The sequence below is a fragment of the Vibrio quintilis genome (assembly GCF_024529975.1).
GTDB lineage: Bacteria > Pseudomonadota > Gammaproteobacteria > Enterobacterales > Vibrionaceae > Vibrio > Vibrio quintilis.
This window is the reverse complement of the sequence record NZ_AP024898.1, coordinates 1,264,282-1,282,243: the sequence shown is the minus strand read 5'-3', so window position 1 is coordinate 1,282,243 and position 17,962 is coordinate 1,264,282. Positions and strand designations below refer to the sequence as shown.

14 protein-coding genes and 1 riboswitch are annotated in these 17,962 nt (G+C 43.7%); of the genes, 10 read left to right on the top strand and 4 right to left on the bottom strand.

Annotation, left to right across the window (positions count from 1 at the left end; translation table 11 throughout):
* Positions 1–240: 240 nt before the first annotated feature.
* The 8 genes from OC443_RS24240 to OC443_RS24205 all read left to right on the top strand — a co-directional run bounded on the left by OC443_RS24240 (position 241) and on the right by OC443_RS24205 (position 8,758).
* On the top strand, positions 241–1,998 hold the full coding sequence (locus OC443_RS24240; protein ID WP_200796945.1) for a right-handed parallel beta-helix repeat-containing protein: 1,758 nt from the start codon (positions 241–243) through the stop codon (positions 1,996–1,998).
* A gap of 294 nt (positions 1,999–2,292) precedes the next feature.
* On the top strand, positions 2,293–2,619 hold the full coding sequence (locus OC443_RS24235; RefSeq protein ID WP_073584257.1) for a hypothetical protein: 327 nt from the start codon (positions 2,293–2,295) through the stop codon (positions 2,617–2,619).
* A gap of 227 nt (positions 2,620–2,846) precedes the next feature.
* Complete coding sequence (locus OC443_RS24230) at positions 2,847–3,443, top strand: ATP-binding cassette domain-containing protein (protein WP_159440346.1); 597 nt, start codon at positions 2,847–2,849, stop codon at positions 3,441–3,443.
* Positions 3,444–3,473: 30 nt separating this feature from the next.
* Complete coding sequence (locus tag OC443_RS24225) at positions 3,474–4,205, top strand: molybdate ABC transporter substrate-binding protein (protein WP_073584253.1); 732 nt, start codon at positions 3,474–3,476, stop codon at positions 4,203–4,205.
* On the top strand, positions 4,202–4,882 hold the full coding sequence (locus OC443_RS24220) for a molybdate ABC transporter permease subunit (protein WP_200796944.1): 681 nt from the start codon (positions 4,202–4,204) through the stop codon (positions 4,880–4,882). Before OC443_RS24225 ends, OC443_RS24220 begins: the two co-directional genes overlap by 4 nt.
* Before the next feature lie 622 nt (positions 4,883–5,504).
* Positions 5,505–6,593 (top strand): porin, encoded by a 1,089-nt coding sequence (locus tag OC443_RS24215; RefSeq protein WP_306345644.1) that lies wholly within the window; start codon positions 5,505–5,507, stop codon positions 6,591–6,593.
* A 77-nt stretch (positions 6,594–6,670) separates the two neighbouring features.
* On the top strand, positions 6,671–7,282 hold the full coding sequence (locus tag OC443_RS24210; RefSeq protein ID WP_073584249.1) for a DUF2057 family protein: 612 nt from the start codon (positions 6,671–6,673) through the stop codon (positions 7,280–7,282).
* A gap of 288 nt (positions 7,283–7,570) precedes the next feature.
* A complete protein-coding gene (locus tag OC443_RS24205; protein WP_143169362.1) occupies positions 7,571–8,758 on the top strand; it encodes a multidrug effflux MFS transporter in 1,188 nt (395 codons plus the stop codon).
* Positions 8,759–8,888: 130 nt separating this feature from the next.
* Here OC443_RS24205 and OC443_RS24200 read toward each other — a convergent pair whose 3' ends face one another.
* A complete protein-coding gene (locus OC443_RS24200) occupies positions 8,889–10,877 on the bottom strand; it encodes a pectate lyase family protein (protein ID WP_073584245.1) in 1,989 nt (662 codons plus the stop codon).
* A gap of 568 nt (positions 10,878–11,445) precedes the next feature.
* Between OC443_RS24200 and OC443_RS24195 the strand changes: the two genes are divergently transcribed.
* Positions 11,446–12,063, top strand: a complete 618-nt coding sequence (locus OC443_RS24195) for an SGNH/GDSL hydrolase family protein (RefSeq protein ID WP_073584243.1) — start codon at positions 11,446–11,448, stop codon at positions 12,061–12,063.
* Between the two features lie 430 nt (positions 12,064–12,493).
* On the top strand, positions 12,494–13,294 hold the full coding sequence (locus OC443_RS24190) for a polysaccharide deacetylase family protein (RefSeq protein ID WP_143169359.1): 801 nt from the start codon (positions 12,494–12,496) through the stop codon (positions 13,292–13,294).
* A gap of 126 nt (positions 13,295–13,420) precedes the next feature.
* Here OC443_RS24190 and add read toward each other — a convergent pair whose 3' ends face one another.
* The 3 genes from add to OC443_RS24175 all read right to left on the bottom strand — a co-directional run bounded on the left by add (position 13,421) and on the right by OC443_RS24175 (position 17,927).
* A complete protein-coding gene (gene add, locus OC443_RS24185) occupies positions 13,421–14,425 on the bottom strand; it encodes an adenosine deaminase (RefSeq protein ID WP_073584241.1) in 1,005 nt (334 codons plus the stop codon).
* Positions 14,426–14,516: 91 nt separating this feature from the next.
* A riboswitch (purine riboswitch) is annotated at positions 14,517–14,616 on the bottom strand.
* 103 nt (positions 14,617–14,719) lie between these two features.
* The gene (locus OC443_RS24180) at positions 14,720–16,714 is read right to left on the bottom strand and encodes a HAMP domain-containing methyl-accepting chemotaxis protein (RefSeq protein WP_073584239.1); all 1,995 of its coding nucleotides are present in this window, start codon (positions 16,712–16,714) and stop codon (positions 14,720–14,722) included.
* A 424-nt stretch (positions 16,715–17,138) separates the two neighbouring features.
* On the bottom strand, positions 17,139–17,927 hold the full coding sequence (locus tag OC443_RS24175) for a DUF547 domain-containing protein (protein ID WP_073584237.1): 789 nt from the start codon (positions 17,925–17,927) through the stop codon (positions 17,139–17,141).
* Positions 17,928–17,962: the final 35 nt, after the last annotated feature.

The window sequence follows — 17,962 nt, the reverse complement described above, 5'->3', positions numbered from 1 at the left end:
GTCTTTCCTGAATATATAATTATAAATCGTATATCGTACTGTTATTTAAAGATATTTATTCCTATTTTAAAATGAAACTACGGTTCTTTTTTGTTGTGATAGTCCTCCCGTAATTTGTAAAACACCTTTTCAAAATAATGATTAAAAATGCATTATATGCCTTGTGATGCACCGTGGAGGTCACATGGTGTATGTCGATATCAGCCATAGCTGATATGTAACAACGTGATGAGGCTCAGGATGAAAAATAATTCTAAATATTTATGTTCAGCGCTGGCGACCGTGCTATTGAGCGGAAGTGGCTTTGCGATGGCCGGGGATTTTTCCTCAAGTATTACCATTCAGGAAAATCAATCTGGTTTTTGCAGTGCAGATGGCGACGCCAGTGAAGCAAGTAATTCCGGTTATACCGGGGCAGGCTATGTTAATGTGATTAATGAATCGGAAACGGCTGTTAACTGGAAAGTAGAGACGGGTCAAAGTGGCTCTTATACAGTTTCTGTCCGTTATGCGAATGGTTCAGGTGATGCCCGTCCGGCAACCATTTATGTGAATGGCACGAAGTATACGTTGAAGCAAGCTTCGACTGGTAGCTGGAGCAACTGGAAAACAGAAAGTGTGACGGTTTATCTCCCTGAAGGGGTTAGTGCGATTCGTATGGAAGCAGATACTTCTGCCGGATTAGCGAATGTCGATTATCTGAATGTTGCCGGCAGTGCCGTCAAAGCAGCAAGCTGTAGCGGTACAAGTGCAACCGATGTTGTTTCAACTGACAGTATTGCAGCTAAAGCAGTTGGTACCAGTTGCAGTGGTACGACGAGCGGTTTATCTGCGAGTAAAATATATTATGTCAGCCCGAATGGTTCTTCGGGTAACTCCGGTTCCAGCTTCAGTTCAGCGATGAACTTCACCAAAGCGATGTCTGTTGCAAAAGCAGGGCAGATGATATTGCTCAAACCTGGTACCTATAAAATTTCTTATAAATCAGGTAAGAAAAATACCATTAACTTTGCCAAATCAGGCAGTAAAGGCAAACCGATTTATGTTGCAGCTGCAAACTGCGGCCGGGCTACGTTTGACTTTTCTTTCCCCGAAGGGAAATGGGTGCAAAATTCATTTGGTTTCTACGTAACAGGTGATTATTGGTACTTCAAAGGAATTGATGTGATTCATGCGGGATATCATGGTGCTTATATTACCGGCGCACATAATACCTTCGAAAATATGCGATTCCACCATAACCGGAATACCGGCTTTGAAATTAATAAAGGTGGCTCTTATACCACAGTCATCAACTCTGATGCTTACCGGAATTATGATCCGAAGAAACATGGCAGTATGGCGGATGGGTTCGGACCAAAACAGAAACAGGGCCCCGGAAATCGCTTTATCGGCTGTCGCGCATGGGAAAATTCAGATGATGGATTTGATTTATATGATAGTCCACAGAAAGTCATCATTGAAGATAGCTGGGCATTCCGTAACGGGATCGATTACTGGAATGACAGTGGCTTTAAAGGCAACGGAAATGGTTTTAAATTAGGTGGGAAACGTGCCGTTGGTAATCACCGTATCACCCGTTCAGTTGCGTTTGGTAATGTGAATAAAGGGTTTGATCAGAACAATAACGCTGGTGGCGTGACTGTGATTAACAATACCTCCTATAAAAACGGTACAAACTACGGATTCGGCAATAGTCTGGCATCAGGTCAGAAACACTATTTCCGTAACAATGTTTCGTTATCCGGTTCTGTTTCTGTGAAAAATGCCAGTGCCAAACATAATTCATGGGATACTGGTCCTTCGGCTTCTAAGTCTGATTTTGTGAGTCTTGATACATCGAAAGCGACCGTTTCAAGAAACAAAGATGGTTCTTTACCATCGACTTCATTATTCCGCTTGTCACCGAAGTCGCAGCTGATTAATGCGGGTTCAAAAGAAAGTGGTATCAGTTATAAAGGGAGTGCGCCGGATTTGGGTGCTTTTGAACGGAAATAATCTGATTATTAATATTTACACAGGGCTGCATTCTGATGCAGCCTTTTTTATATCTCCGTGAATGAGACAAACCGGTACAATTCGGGTAATTTTCGGCATGGTTTAAAAAACTGAATCATGACAGTATAGATTTTCTTGAGTTTTGATGGCTTTGTTAATAGTGTGTGCGTATCCGGACAGGCACACATGTTTGTGAATGACATTTGATGTCATCCCGCTTATACCCAAGCAACCTGAAGATGCAGGTTGTTTGGGTATATCAGACCATTTTGGGTATATGAGAGATATCTCTTTATGCTGACTTTTATTATCGCTGCACTGCTTGTTGTGAATTTTTTCTATATCAACAAAAATAAACCGGTTGAGGTGCAGTCTTATCTGTCTATCGGGTTGATGGCGTCTTATCTGGCATTGCTGGTTTTTGTTCCGCCTCATTCCGGCATCAATGCAATATATATTGGTAATATGTTTGGCATGATTTCACTGATATCGTTTGGTGCGATTCTCTTTCCTGAATTGAATAAGTTTTTACCTGAAAATATCACCAGAATAGCAGGCTGGTCTGGTTTAATTGGTATTTCCCTTCTTTTATGTATTTATAAACTTTTTATATGGCGATAATTGCATTCATGTATTTTGCTTATATACCCAAGCAACCTGAACCCTGCATCTTCAGGTTGTTTGGGTATAAAAAGTACATTTCTCTTCTTCTTTCTTTCCCCGGATACCAGGAAATACAGCTTTAAATGCAATTTTTTGTATGATACAAAGTTCACTTTAAAGTGACATTGCTGATGATAGTTATTGATGTAAAGAAAAAGCTGGGGACACACTGTATAAAGGCAGCAATGAATATCGATAATACTGGTATTACGGCACTATATGGACATTCTGGTGCGGGTAAAACCAGTATTATCAATATGATTGCTGGTCTTCTGGCACCTGATGACGGCAAAATTATTGTCAATGATCGGGTGTTTTTCGAATCCGTGCATCAGATTAACCTTCCTCCGGAGCAGCGGCGGGTCGGATATATTTTTCAGGATAAGCGTTTGTTTCATTTCCTATCCGTCAGGAAAAATCTTCTTTTCTCAGGTCGAACCGATGAACATGCACCACTATTTGATGAAATTGTCGGACTGCTGGACATTGGTGATCTTCTTTCCCGTAAACCGGCGACTTTGTCTGGAGGAGAAGCACAGCGGGTTGCGATTGGCCGTGCGTTACTGGCCCGGCCGGATTTATTGTTGCTGGATGAGCCGATGTCTTTTCTTGATAACAAATGTCGTCAGGCTTTGAGCGGGTTTCTGCTGAAAATCCCGCAGCGCTTTTCTGTCCCTGTGATTTTGGTCACACACTCAGTCGATGAGATTGAGCAACTTGCAGATCGTGTTTATTGCATTGAAAACGGGCAGATCAGCACAGACAACACCCGCTTGTATTGACTTATTTTATTGGTAATCAATGGATTTACTATGAACATTTATCGTTGGTTTTTTCTGGCTGCTGTTCTTTTTTTACCTTGTTCAGGTAGTTTGGCATCCGAACAGATGATGCTTGTCTCCGGCGCCGGTTATAAAGCTTTGGTCACAGATATTATCGAAGTGTGTAAACAGGACTATGACCTGAATATACAGGCATCTTATGGCAATTTCGGTCAGATACTGGCGCAGATAAACCGGAGCGGTATGATTCAGGCTGTCATTTCTTCAGACAATTTTTTTACCGATCACCATGTCAAGGTTTCTGAGACTTATCCGGTTGGTGACGGGACACTGGTTTTAGCCTGGCGAAAAGGTTTACACCTGTCCGGACCACAGGATATCAGTAAGCCTGAAATTCGCCGTTTTGCGATACCTCATACCAGAAAAGCATTGTACGGAAGGGCCGGGTGGCAGTTTCTGCAACATACACATCTGATTCAGGCAGTAGAAAACAAACTGTACGTTGTCTCAACAGTACCTCAGGTCACGGCTTATCTTGTGGCAGGTGAGGTTGATGCCGGGTTTGTCAATCTGACCGATATTCAAAAAGTACAACATCGAATTGGCGGTTATATCAAAATTAAATCCGGATACAAGCCCATTCATATTGTGTCCGGGGTTCTGAAAGGACAATCTGAACGTGAACGAGAAAGCTTGATATTGTTTCGCCAGTGCATCAGTTCCACAACAGTGAAGAAAATTGCTCACCGGCATGGCTTATGATGAACTTTTTCAGCCACTTTTCAGATGATGAGACGTTACTGTTCTCCATTGGTCTGACGGCAAGAACTTGTGTCGTTTCATTGATTATTCTGGCTTTCAGTGGTGTTCTCATTGCTTATGTTCTGGCGAAAAAGAAGAATACTTTGACTGCAATACTTGAATTCTTTATCACCCTGCCACTTGTTTTTCCGCCGATAGGCACCGGATTTATTTTATTGATGCTGCTGGGGCGTAATGGCTTCCTGAGTCAGCTCGGACTCCGGACAGATATTATTTTCACCCGTTCAGGGGTGTATTTAGCAGCATTGATTGCGGGTTTACCTCTGGTGGTAAAACCTGTTCAGTCAGCGCTGGAACGCAACGTCTTTAAACTGGCAGAAGCGGCCAGAACGCTTGGGAAAAATCAGTATCAGGTGTTTATCCTGGTGATTTTACCCTCGGTCAGAAAAAGTCTGGCTGCCGGGCTGGTGCTTGCATCTGCACGTTCACTGGGAGAAGTTGGAATTACTTTGATTATTGGCGGGAACCTGGCTGGCCGGACAAATACGATCTCTCTCGAAATATATAATTCAGTCATGGATGCAGACTTTGAACGTGCTTCATTTCTGTGTGTCATATTAGGCGGGATTTCAGTGTTGTTATTTATATTGCTGCGAAAAATATCCGGAAATGATTAATCATTCTTCTGAAATGATAAGATATGAGACGCCAGCCTTATTTTACAGGCTAAAAACTTTTAAAGAAAAGAATATTCCTGGTGGCAAAATAAACACCAGCATTGATGAATTCTATTGATGAAATATCCCTCCTTATTTATTTCATAACTGCTTTTATATTTTCCAGGTGGAAAATATAAGCTGACTAAAAAAAACACACACCATCTGCAAATGAAAATTATTATCAATCTTAAGTGCTCAATGAATTGAGCACAAATTCATCATACTTGTATGGTTTTTTTTAAAGATAAAAAAACATAAATTTAATTTAAATTCATATAGTTATGTGTAAATTTTAATTTTACTTGTATGGTTTTTGCGCAGAACTGCGTCACATTATTTTATGCTAATCAAACCAGTTTATATAATATTTTGTTATGTGAATAAACTACCTGTCTATTTTTCAATATCGTTTTTTTGATATTTTTTAGAAGTATTTATTATTTTATTTTTTTGAATACTCAATTCAGTTGATATGTTTATAGTTTGTTGTTTTTTATAAAAATTATTTAGAAAAATTGACATGCAATTTAAATTTCTGCAAACTTGATTCCGACATGACAGTGGATTGGTTACATAGATCTTGTTTTATGTAATCAAGTTAATCGTAACAAGGGAATCGGATAAGGACTTCCCACTAAAAAATAAGGCATATAGGATTAATATGAAAAAGACCCTATTAGCGCTGGCTGTTTTAACAGCGGCAGGCACAGTAAACGCGGCAGAAATTTATTCTTCAGATGCAACAGCAGTTAAACTGAAAGGTGAAATTGACGCATACTTAGCAAATTATGACATTGACCAAACTGGTGAAGCTGATGCAGACATCAATGCATGGGGTAAAATCCAGATTGATGCTGAAACGGCACTAAATGATGATTATAAAGTTGCAGGTTCTTTTGAGATTGAATCAGGCTCTGGCTATACAGAAACTAAGAATGAAGCTAAGTTTGATGATATGTATCTTGCGCTGAAAGCGGACAAATGGGGTGTTGCTATCGGTGAAACAGGTGACTTTGCAGATTCTGATGACGCAATTGAAAAAACTGATATCACCAATGAGGGTAACCTGTTGGGTACAAGTGGCCACCCTGTTGAAAGTTCAGGCCACGGTTTTGCATATAAAGTAACGCCAACTGATGGTTTGACTTTTGTTGCTGATGTAAACACACAAAAAGCTGATAATGTTGATAACATTTATGGTCTTTCTCTGGACTACAGCAAAGATATTTTCTCTGTAGGTGCTTCTTACATTGGTGGTGAGATTGCAGAAGATACAGATTTCTCACAGGCTGGCCTGTCTGCATCGGTAGATGTAAGCGGATTATTCCTGGCTGCAACTTATTCTAACTTTGAAGGCGTGAATAGCTTTGGTTTCTTCTCCAGCACACCTTACTATTCTGGTGACGCATTTGAAGTTGCAGCTTCTTATACTGCAGATAAACTACGTCTGTACACTGTATATGGCCTGATTGCTCTGGATGAAGCGACTAAAGGTGGTGCAGACGCAGATGGTGATGTATACAGCTGGACTCTTGGTGTTGACTACGCGGTTGCAAGTAACCTGACTATTTTTGCTGAGTATACAACTGGCGAAACATCAGATGATTTCTCTGGTGGTGCAAACCTGGATGCTGACGCTACAGTATTGGGTGCATACTACACATTCTAATCAATTGGATATCCAGTTGATTATACGAAAGCCAACGTTTATCGTTGGCTTTTTGTTTATGTTCCCGGAGATATATTGTGACCCGATTATTTATTTTACTGACGACATGTTTGACATGGGCCATTTCAGGTGCGGTGTATGCGCTTGACCTTGATGCTGATAACGGTATTGAAGTGTTATATGTGAATGGTAAGCCGGTGGAAGAAGGGCGTACTGTTCATTTTTCTGAAAATAAACTTCAGCTTGTTGTCCGGTATGAAGGACGTTTGAAAAAGAATGGCGGTAAACTGGAATTTCTTTCGACTTATCCTTATGTATTAACGTTGTCGTCCGGAGCAAAGCCGACGAATGAAACACTGCGGCTATCTCTTGTCTCTAATCGCTATCATAAAGTGGATGGCCTGAATCAGGCCCGAAGGCCCGTTTTTAAAGTTTCGTCTGGCTTCCCGGTCAAAATGGTTCAGCAAGTTGTCTTGCCTTCAAAATCCAAAGTATTTCCTTATATGAATTTAGGGCCATTGATTGAATCATTTAATCAACAAAATGACACTGTGTTTGTCGATCAGCCGCTGGGGCAGGTGAAAGAAGCCAGGCAGTCCGCCACAACGGTTGAACAATTAAAGTTTTGGTTTGATAAAGCCTCTGCCGAAGAGCGTCATGAATTTTTGCATTGGGCGTCAAAGCAATAAATACTGCTGAGCCACGGCGGGCAAATCATGTACCGTGGTTCTTCTCTTTTCTCTCCTCTCCTTCACCCGGTTCCGTGCCTATAACGGAATCAATCACCAGACGAATACCTGTGGTATTGATTAGATCATCAATTCAACTTTCTGATAACACTGTGCGTATTATTTAACTAATCAGAAGTATTGTCCGGGACTGAACCGGCCGCCCAGGCATCATCAATTTGATATTTGCAGGATTGTATATTACAAAATAAAGCGTACACTGGGTTGAATATGAGTGACGATCGAATAATAAAAAGCGGATTTGACTGGCGTCCGGTGCTGTTAGCCTGTCTGGCAATTAGTGTTGGCCAGTTAAGTATTGGTCTTGTTTTTCCTTCATTACCCTGGATCGCAGATGACTTTTCTGTGTCCGCAGATCAGACGCAACTCTTAATTTCAGCCTATTTGATTGGATTTGGCCCATTGCAATTTATTTATGGCCCGGTGTCCGACTCTATTGGCAGAAGAATCGTTTTACTGACTGCTCTCATTCTCTCCTTTATTGGTTTAGTGACTATTGTCTGTTTCAGTCATTCGTTTACAGGGTTGATTATCGGCCGCTTTATTCAGGGTGCCGGTAACGGCTGCTGCGCTGTATTATCCAGAGCCTCAACGCGGGACTCTTATTCCGGTGAACAACTACCGGTGGCTTTATCTTATGTCACTATGGTTGCATCGATTACCCCGATCTTTGCGCCTGTACTGGGCGGCTTTATTAACCACCAGTTTGGCTGGCGGGCAATTTTTTATACCTTGCTGGGATATCTGGTATTTGTCTGGTGCATCTTGTTTTTGCGATTCAGGGAAACAATGCGTTATAAAAAGCCATTGCCCCGGATCCGTGAATCACTACAGCAATACAAAAAACTGCTTTCCTCCAGTTATTTTCTGAGCTTCGGTAGTATCGGCTGGCTCAATTTTACCCTGGTAACAACCTGTATTTCACTGATGCCATTTTTGATGCAGGTTCAGATTGGTATGTCATCTGATGAGTATGCGTTATGGGCTTTAATTCCGGCATTCGGCATGTTGCTTGGCAGTTTTTCTGTGACCCGGCTGAGAATCCGTTTTGGACTGAAGTCCGTGTTTTATCTTTCGCCGGTTATTCAGCTTATCTCTGCATTATGGTTTATTCTGACACCGCTGGATCCGCTGATGTTGATGGCAGGGCAGTTTCTGATGGTCGTCGGGAACGGTATTGCTTTGCCCTGTGCACAGGCCCAGCTGATGTTACCTTATCGTCATCAGGCGGGTATGGTTGCGGCGCTGGCTGGTGGCGGGCAAATGGTTGTCGCAGCACTGGCGAGTTTTTCACTGTTAAAGGTCGGGATCAATCAGGCCTGGCATCTGGGTATTGTTATTGCCTGTTTTGCATGTGTCACCCTGCTGAATATCCGCCGGGGATTTAACTCGGAAGTGAGTCAGGATGAAGTTTGATTGCTCCGGATAACCAGTCTGAACCTGTATTTTCAGCATCCAGACATATCGCCGGCGCTGAATAAAGAAAGACCTCCGCTTCCGGGAGGTCTTTTTCAATCAGTGATTGTAATTGAGTGATGATATCAACTTACTGATTATAGACTTCAAACTCAGCAATTTTTGGTGTGCTGCTTGCTGCTTCAATGTAAAGACTCAGCTTTTTCACAGACACAGCGTCAAAACTGATGGTGTCAGTTAATGAAGAACCACTTGCCAGAGTTGCGCCAGTATCATTATTTTTCAAAACCCATGAAGTGACAGTGCCTTCTGTTCCGGATAGTTCCACAATTTTGACAGTATTCACTGTCACATTGAGATTTTTCACACTGATACGGCCGGTTGTGCCTGATGGAGACCAGTAAGTGCTGGTATCACCATCGATTACGTTGCCATAGCCGGTTTTGCTGCTTTGTTTAGAGCTGCCGTCAGCGTTAGCGCTCAGCGCCAGATTTTCACCTGATGGTGTGGTTGTTGTAGAACCAGAATCTGAATTACCGGAGTTTGAACTACCGGAATCTGAAGAGCTTCCGCTGTTGTCACTGCTGCCGGTGCTGCCGCTATCGCTGCTGGTGCTGCCGCTTGTGCTGGCATCAGAGCTGGTACAGGTTGTTGGAACTTCAGCCATAATTGCTGATTTGCCTTTAGAGTAAGAAGACACATAAGGTGTCAGTCCGCCTTTACCTGCTGTTGCTGCAACATAATCAACCAGGTCCTGACCTGCATCCATCATATTGCTGTTGATGGTGCTTTTCGATGCTGAACCATAAGCACTCAACATGTCAGGTGTTGTACCATGAGAAGCAGTCAGATCGCCTTTACCGGCCGCTGTATCAAGTTTACAGTTAGAATCAGAATTCCAGACATAAGTACCGGTAATTTCTAAACCACCTTTGCGGAAATCACGCAGTAATGATTCTGTCCAGTATTCAATATCGTCGCCCTTCTTCGTGGCAGCAGCAGTGTAGCTGTTCATAAACGCGTTGTTCTGGAATTCAATCCGGCCGCCATCACGAACACTCAGAATATCTTTACGATATCCATAGAACACGTTGTTGAACATGTGTGACTGACCAAAACGCATCAGAGGGACACGACGACCTGTGTCAAATTCTTTCGCGTTATAGTATTCATCACGGGTAACAAATAAGTTGTCATGAATTGTTGACTTGATTTGTGCATTGATTGAGCGGCTGTCGCTGGATCCGTGTAAAGCTGCACGTTTTACATCAATCAGTTTGTTGAATGATACCGTGATATCATATGCGCCGACTTTAACATCAAATGCAGAGTCACCTGTATGTTCAAAGGTATTCTGATGAATCCAGATGTCATGAGATTCACCGGTTGAGCGAATCATATCCGGATCAAGCTCGTGATCTTCTGTATGTCCGGCACCCACAAAACGGTTGTTCGTGACGATGACATTTTGAGCCTGATAAGTACTCTTACCTTTATGATCGCTACCAATCTGGAAGCCATTGAAGTAGAAGTAAGCTTTCGCGCCACGACCATCAATGGTTGTATTGGAGTGAATCACCTGGTTACGGATTGGTAGTGATTTATCATTCAGTTTTTCATTAAAGAATGTTGCGTCACAGCTGTCGCTGGAAACATTATTGTCTTCACACCATTTGGTATGATCCAGACACTGGGCTTCAGTTGCATTGTCCAGGTTTGCCAGAACGTCGGCTTCACTACAGTCAAGACGATACATCGCAACTTCGGTATCTTTGGCAAAGTCATCTTTATCAAAGACAATCCAGTTGTACTCTTCTGAGCTGATAGCATCCAGAATTTGCTGCTCTACTGATTTTGTTGCATTCTTCTTGATCACAACCAGATGGCTGCTGCCGTTTGGATCGTAACCACCAGTTGTATTTTCACCAAAACCGACAGGCGTACCCAGCGTGGAGGCCAGACACTGTACAATTTCCTGATCGGTTTGCAGAGATGATTCCCGCCAGTTGACATCGGGGTTATTAATTAAGTCAGAGCAAGCCGAAGCTGCAGCCTGCTGGGCAAATAATGCCGAGGACACAGCAACACTGACTAAGCCTAATAGTTGATATTTTTTCATTTTATTGATTTTCCTTCATTTTTCTTTATTTCCCAGCCAAACAGACTGGCCTTGAAGACAAGGCCTTGGTAACCCAGCTGATGAGGTCTGTACAAGGCGTGGGTTGATACGCACCCAACGTCGAATCTTGCGTATTTCTGCCTGATACGCATCGGGCTTAATATTTATTAACAATTTTTTCAGTGATTTCATATGAAAAGATGTTAATTTTTAAACCAGTGTTTCAAAAATAAATAAATTAATTATATTAACCTCACAATCAATGTGACAAATATCATATTGATGACGTTTTATTTCGGAAAAAGGAAGAGATCACAGTTTGCGGATTATTTGATAATATGTCTTTTATCAATAGGTTATATTTTCGTATGGATTCTGATGAATCCGAAAGGTGAACAGATGCCATCCTTAGCGGGTCTGAATATGCAGGCGCATTGCCCGTGTCGGGAAGTCATGACTCAAAACAAAGACCCAATGTAAAAACATGGTTTGTTTTTCACGCCGGGTATGTGCCTGAGCAGCGAACCGATTTATATTACGGCCAGATTTAATGGATCAGAGAGAAAAAATGAAAACAGTTCTTTGTTATGGTGATTCAAATGTATGGGGGTTTATTCCGGGAGGCGGGCGTCATGCATGGGAAATTCGTTGGCCCGGATGTCTTGACCAGTTATTAGGAGAGGAATACCGGATTATAGAAGAAGGACTTAATGGCCGTAATACCGGAATTGATGATCCTTTGTTTGAAGGAAGAAATGGCAAAGCGTATTTACCGGTTGTGCTTGAAAGTCATTATGCGGCGGACTATGTGGTGTTGATGCTGGGCACCAATGATCTGAAAACCCGTTTTAACCGGACAGTTGAAGATATTGCTCACAGTACCGGCCAGTTAATTCAGCTGATTCAAAGTTATTATCCGCAATCTTCGGAAATTATTCTGATTTCTCCTCCGCCTGTACAGCAGTCACAAGATGCTGAAATGAATGAATCCTATGTGGGGGCGCCGGATAAATGTGAAGCACTGAGCGCCAGCTATCAGTATCTGTCAGAGCAGTATGGATGTTCTTTTATTGATGCAGGTAAATATTGCTCGACCAGTATTAAAGATGGCATTCATCTGGACGCAGATAATCACAGGGCGCTGGCACAGGCTGTATTCTCGCAGGTGATGCTCTGCGAATCGTGATTTAGCCGGTTGCCCGGTTCTGTATCCGGTATGACGCTATTGATACGCCCTCAATTTGTGTTTAAATTGAGGGCTTTTTTCTGAATCAGTCCGTTTTTTCAAGCGATTATCCCACCCCGTCAGATTGCCTGAGTATAAAACTTATTCCCAGATCACATTCAGCATAAATATATAAAGCTAATATAAAATTAGTTGCTTATTGAACGGACAATTAATGTTTAAGTGCAACCGAGCTGAATTGTGCCTGGTAACGTCAGAAAATTGCATGCTGTATTGATGTTCAATGTTGTTAATTCCTGCGTTAACGAATAAAAAACCATGTATACCCAAACAACCTGAAGATGCAGGGTTCAGTGAGACAAACTCACCCGAAGGGCGTGAGCTGAATCATGCATCTTCAGGTTGCCTGGGTATAAAACGGAGAGATGAGATGATGAGGAAAATACTGATACTGACGTTGTCGCTGCTGACGGCGTTCTGTTCGCTGGCGGCTGATGATGACTGGAATGGCAGGAAAGCCGCCGTTGTTCTGACTTATGATGATGCATTATCCGTGCATCTGGATCATGTGTTGCCGGTTCTCGATGCTTATGGCATGCGGGCCACTTTTTATCTGACGATTAGCAGTGAAGGATTTGAGCAGCGGATTCAGGACTGGAGAGTTGCTTCATATGAAGGGCATGAGCTGGGTAACCATACGCTGTTTCACCCTTGTGATGGCAGCCAGCCGGGCAGGGAGTGGGTCACCAAAGAAAAAGACTTATCGCTGTGGTCAAAAGCGCGTTTTCTAGGCAATGTTGAAATCACAAATGTGACACTGGAAGCCGTGGATGGCAAAAAACGCAGAACTTTTGCTTATACCTGCGGGGATACCAAAGCTGGTGATGAGAGTTTTCTTGAAGACATCACCGAGATGTTCCCGGCAGCCCGGGGCGTAAACTGGGGAACGGAATCACTGGAAGAGGCGAATTTATCCAGGCTGAAAACCATCAGTGTGATGGATAACACAGCGGAAGAGTTAATTGCGCAGGTTGATCAGGCCATTGCTCAACATCAGCTGCTGGTTTTCCTGTTTCATGGCGTCGGGGGCGGACATGACAGTATCAATGTCAGCCAGGCTGCACACGACGGGCTGATTCAATATCTGGCACAGCACCGGCATGAGGTTTGGATTGCCCCCATGATTGAAGTGGCCGACTATATTAAAAATGTCCGGTCAACAACCGAATAGCCAAGGGTTGCAGAATGTCAGTCGCTCAGGCTGATACCGAACACCAGCATCTCTGAATCTGTCACCAGATAACTGATATCTGCCTGACAGCAAGGCGCAGCGCATCACAAGGTGCGCTGCTGAAAATCAATAGTCCAGCGGGATAAATGATCTTAAATGTTCTTTGACTGCCTCTGAAGTAAATGCATGCTCCAGACTCATCCGGTAAACCGCAAAATATTCCGCTTCCGTTAACTGAAATTGTTCAACCACTTTGCGGACTTCATCAGTCATGGTGGTGTCTGAAACGGTCCGGTTATCCGTATTGATGGTGATTTCTATGCCATCTCTGAGAAATGCACCGGCAGGGTGCTGTTCAAGACTTTCGACGGCCTTTGTCTGTATATTACTGGTCGGGCAGGTTTCAAGTGCGATGTGCTGTTTTTTGACCAGCTGATAGGCCTGAGCGTGATTTTTGATGTGAATACCATGGCCGATACGGCTGGCACCCAGTAGCGTAACGGCGTCATATACATTCTGGCCAACACCCTGTTCACCGGCGTGAATTGTGACATTGTAACCTTTAATCAGCGCATACTCAGCATAAGGAATATATTGCTGACAGAACCCGGCCACTTCACTGCCGGCCAGATCAAATGCAACCACGCCTTGGTTCAGGTAGCTTGCGCCCGCATCAAGAACGGCTTTGATGTTGTCTTCGGGCATATTTCTGATGATTGACAGAATGTAATTGCCCCGGATGTCATACTGCTGTTCAGCCCGCTGCATGCCTTTCACCGCACTGCCAATGATCTGATTCAGGGTTAACCCCTGCGCCTGATGAAGCAAGGGACCGAAGCGGACTTCAAGGTATTTGACGTTCTCAAGGGCGGCATCTTCGAATAGTTCAAATGAAACCCGCTCAATTGCCGCTTCTGTTTGCATGACCGAAAGCGGCAGGCTGAAGCATTGCAGATATTCATCCAGATCCTGACAGGCAGGCGGTGCTGTCATCATCTTCTTAATCGTTTGCACATCGTCTGACGGGAGAGTGATATGTTGCTGATGCGCCAGCTCAATGAGAGTTGCAGGGCGGAGGCTGCCATCCAGGTGGCAATGTAAGTCAATTTTCGGAAGATCTGAATAATTCATGAGTTTCTGCCTTAATTAAACCCTTTGTTTACGAAGTCACAGCGACTCTGCTTTACTGCGACTCCGGTAACTCAGGGATACCGGTGAAGAAAAACAAAGAGACAGACTTCATAATCAAGAGTTTAGGGCTCTTGGTAGAAACTCCCAAACCATATCATTGGGATTATACGAAGTGAAAATAAATTGTTTGGATAAAATCAGGCCGGATCATAGCGGGATCTGCTACATCTGTCCAAATTTTTATCGCGGGTATTTTTTCAGATCTACGCCCGGATCAATTCTGTAATGAACCGGCTATTTATACGCCTGAAACGTAAACTGCTGTAAAATTTCTTTCAGGGATTGAGTCTGCACCGTCAGCTGTTCTGCTGAATTGGCACTGGCAACAGATGCGGCCGCATTGCGTTGCGTGACTGCTTCGATTGAAGCCACGGCCTGATGAGCATTGTCGACTTCCGAAGCCTGCTTTGCACTGGCCTGTGCGATCCGGGTCACCTGCTCAAAGGCCAGATGAATACTTTCATAAACGCTGCCCAGAGACTGCGCGGTTTCCTGAGCGATCCGGACACCATTCTGCGCTTTTGCCTTTGAGGCCTGAATCAGCTTTTCAGTCTCTTCGGCTGCTGAAGTACTGCGGGAAGCCAGATGACGAACTTCATCTGCGACAACGGCAAAACCTCTTCCCTGTTCACCGGCTCTCGCGGCTTCAATCGCTGCATTCAGCGCCAGCAGATTGGTCTGTTCTGCAATTTCATCAATGGTTTCAATAAAGGCAGCAATACTCTGACTGGATTGCTGAATTTCATCCATCGCCTGAATCATATACTGCATTTTTTCCTGTCCTTCCGCGACAGCACCCTGTGCTTTTTGGGCGAAATCACTGGCCATTTGTGCATTCTCTGCATTGGTCACAGTGCGGGAAGACAAATCAGCGAGAGAGCAGGAAATCTGCTCAAGATTACCCTGTTGTTCTGTCACACCTTCGGCAAGGGAATGACTGGTCTGGGAAATTTGCTGACTGTCAGCACTGATCTGTTCCCCAAACGTTTTTACCCCGGATAATACTTTCTTCAGATTCTGCGTCATTTCTTTCAGCGCAATGCCCAAAGCATCACGATCTGAGGCTAATTCAATCTGTTGCGATAAGTCACCGGCGGCAATCCGGCCAGCCAGCCGGGTCTTTTGCTGTAACGTACTGACCATATGACGAATCGAAGCATAAAGACTCGCTTCTGATTCTCCGTTGTCCGGCAGATCAAGATCCAGATTTCCGGCAGACACATTTTGCGCAATCCGGGTGACGCGGGCAGGATCACCGCCTAACTTGCTGAGAGTCGAGCGCACAATATAAATACTGACCAGCCCTCCGCATATCATTGCGATCAGAATAATCAGGCTGATGACAGAAATTGCGGTTTGGTTCTTTTGTTGCAGGTTTTGCCCCAGAGTGTCCTGCTGTGTTTTCACCGACTGGCGGATACGCTCAATATTTTCTGTTGCCTGCGAGCCGACACGGTCGATCGTATTATGAATCACATCATTGCGCCGGAAGATGGCTGAAACGATCTCATTAAACACTTTGACATCGAATGAAGCGTCTTTCATTGTTGAGCGCAGCAGGATTTTATAAGATTGATTGGTTAATTCGGTTTCCAGCTCTGTCAGATATTTTTCAAGTTTTTTGAATTCCTGATTGACTTCATTGACGGTCTCTTCCTGATTGTCATTCAGAAATTTAAATATGTTCAGCCGGATAATCAGTAAACTTTTCAAAGCCAGTGAAGCGGTGTAAGCCACATCCATTTCGTCGCCTTCTTCTCTGGCAGAAGATAATATTTTGGAAAGATTTTGCTCAACTTCAGATTCTTTCTGATTCAGTGCATTCATTTTGGTCTGGCGCAGTTGTTTGAGCTGCACAATGTTGTCGAATCCGTCTTTATAACGTCCGAGTAGTTTTTCCAGCCGCGAGAGGGCATCTCGTCGCTCAGGAGATTGTAAGTCGTGATGCGACTGTGCAAGCAGGGTATGGGTTTTTTTGAGATAAGCTTCAAACTGCTGTTTGTGTTTCGTATCAGAGTGGAGAATGTAATCTTTTACTTCTAAACGCATCAGGGAAAGATTGGTCTGGATCTGGGCAGTGATTTCTGTGGTATTGGTCAGGCCGTGATATACCCCGAATTCACGGGAGGTATTGTTTAACGAATGATAAGCAGAGATGCCAACGAGTACGATTAATCCGATCAGTAACCCAAATCCTGAATATAAAATGGTTTTAAAATTAAACATCATTAATTATCCCTGCGACGTACAAGCCCAAAGGTCAACAGACCTTAATAATCCCAAAAAACAACGCTCTGAATTCATATTAAAATATTTGGCAGAAGTCATATTTTAGGATTGGGATTATGACATCACTGTTAAGGTAATATGATCTGGTCGTCATTTTTACCGGATTACCTGATATACCCAAGTGACCTCAAGATGCAGGATTCAGAGCTTCATCAACAGGCTCAGTTCAAGGAAAATAACCGAAGGAATGATGACGCCTTTCGAGGTTGTTTGACGCAGAAATGAACCTGTTGATGTGCTCCCGAAGGGCGGGATTGATTGGCGCCTGTCCTGCGTGACTGATTTTCAACGTAGAATGACTATGTCTACAAATCAGTGCCTTGGTCAGAAACCAATCCATTCTCGCTGAACATGCATCTTGAGGTCACTTGGGTATATCGTTTAAAGCCCAGTCGTAATCGCTGTAACGGATCTTTGCGCCGGACGCCTGCCACTGCCTGAGCTCTGCGTTACTGAAACCGGCCAGCGGCAAATAATGATCCAGAAACTGATATAAGGACTGATAGCCTTTCCAGCCTCGTTCAAAGTCTTCTTTATACCAGCGGAAAATTTTTGACAGATACAGGTGCTGCCCCTTCAGGTAGTTACGCCGATGGTCAGCAAGGAAGTTGATTGTCACGCTTTCGAGCTGTTGCTCAAGCTTATCGCCGGTGTATGCTTCGTTGAGCAGTGCCGGACAGCCGATGCTGGCACAGTTAACGGCAAAATGGATACGTGGCTCCTGAAAGGTTTTTGAACGGATGAGCTGATGTTCGATTTCATCCAGTGTCCTCTGTTTGCCCAGCAGCGGGATGAAACGAATGCTCCAGGGCGATTCAAACCATGAACCAATATCTTTAATTGAATCAACCGGATAGTGCTGAAGAATCAGCTCAATCGTCCAGGCATTATACGCATTGATTAAAAAGGCCAGTCGCGCAGGTTTCTGCCACGTATCGAAGGTTGCCGGTGAGACGGCGTCCAACTGCTCCAGATAAGACTGTAAATGTGCACGCCGGGTATTGAACCCCTGATAATTCACCCCGGAAGCCCGCTCTTGTTCCCGTACTTCCACGAAAGTGTTTAAAAGCTGATCCCAGGGCTGGTGAAGTGATTCAGCACTGACGATGGGAGGAAAGGTGAGCGTCAGAATCAGTAATATTTTTTTTAGCATCAGGGACACCTGTGAATCAGCAGAGATTATTTTTT

Bases quoted from the DNA above. Each gene is read 5' to 3' on its own strand.
- OC443_RS24240 (WP_200796945.1), top strand. From the start codon at position 241: ATGAAAAATAATTCTAAATATTTATGTTCAGCGCTGGCGACCGTGCTA.
- OC443_RS24235 (WP_073584257.1), top strand. From the start codon at position 2,293: ATGCTGACTTTTATTATCGCTGCACTGCTTGTTGTGAATTTTTTCTAT.
- OC443_RS24230 (WP_159440346.1), top strand. From the start codon at position 2,847: ATGAATATCGATAATACTGGTATTACGGCACTATATGGACATTCTGGT.
- OC443_RS24225 (WP_073584253.1), top strand. From the start codon at position 3,474: ATGAACATTTATCGTTGGTTTTTTCTGGCTGCTGTTCTTTTTTTACCT.
- OC443_RS24220 (WP_200796944.1), top strand. From the start codon at position 4,202: ATGATGAACTTTTTCAGCCACTTTTCAGATGATGAGACGTTACTGTTC.
- OC443_RS24200 (WP_073584245.1), bottom strand. From the start codon at position 10,877: ATGAAAAAATATCAACTATTAGGCTTAGTCAGTGTTGCTGTGTCCTCG.
- OC443_RS24195 (WP_073584243.1), top strand. From the start codon at position 11,446: ATGAAAACAGTTCTTTGTTATGGTGATTCAAATGTATGGGGGTTTATT.
- OC443_RS24190 (WP_143169359.1), top strand. From the start codon at position 12,494: ATGATGAGGAAAATACTGATACTGACGTTGTCGCTGCTGACGGCGTTC.
- add (WP_073584241.1), bottom strand. From the start codon at position 14,425: ATGAATTATTCAGATCTTCCGAAAATTGACTTACATTGCCACCTGGAT.
- OC443_RS24180 (WP_073584239.1), bottom strand. From the start codon at position 16,714: ATGATGTTTAATTTTAAAACCATTTTATATTCAGGATTTGGGTTACTG.
- OC443_RS24175 (WP_073584237.1), bottom strand. From the start codon at position 17,927: ATGCTAAAAAAAATATTACTGATTCTGACGCTCACCTTTCCTCCCATC.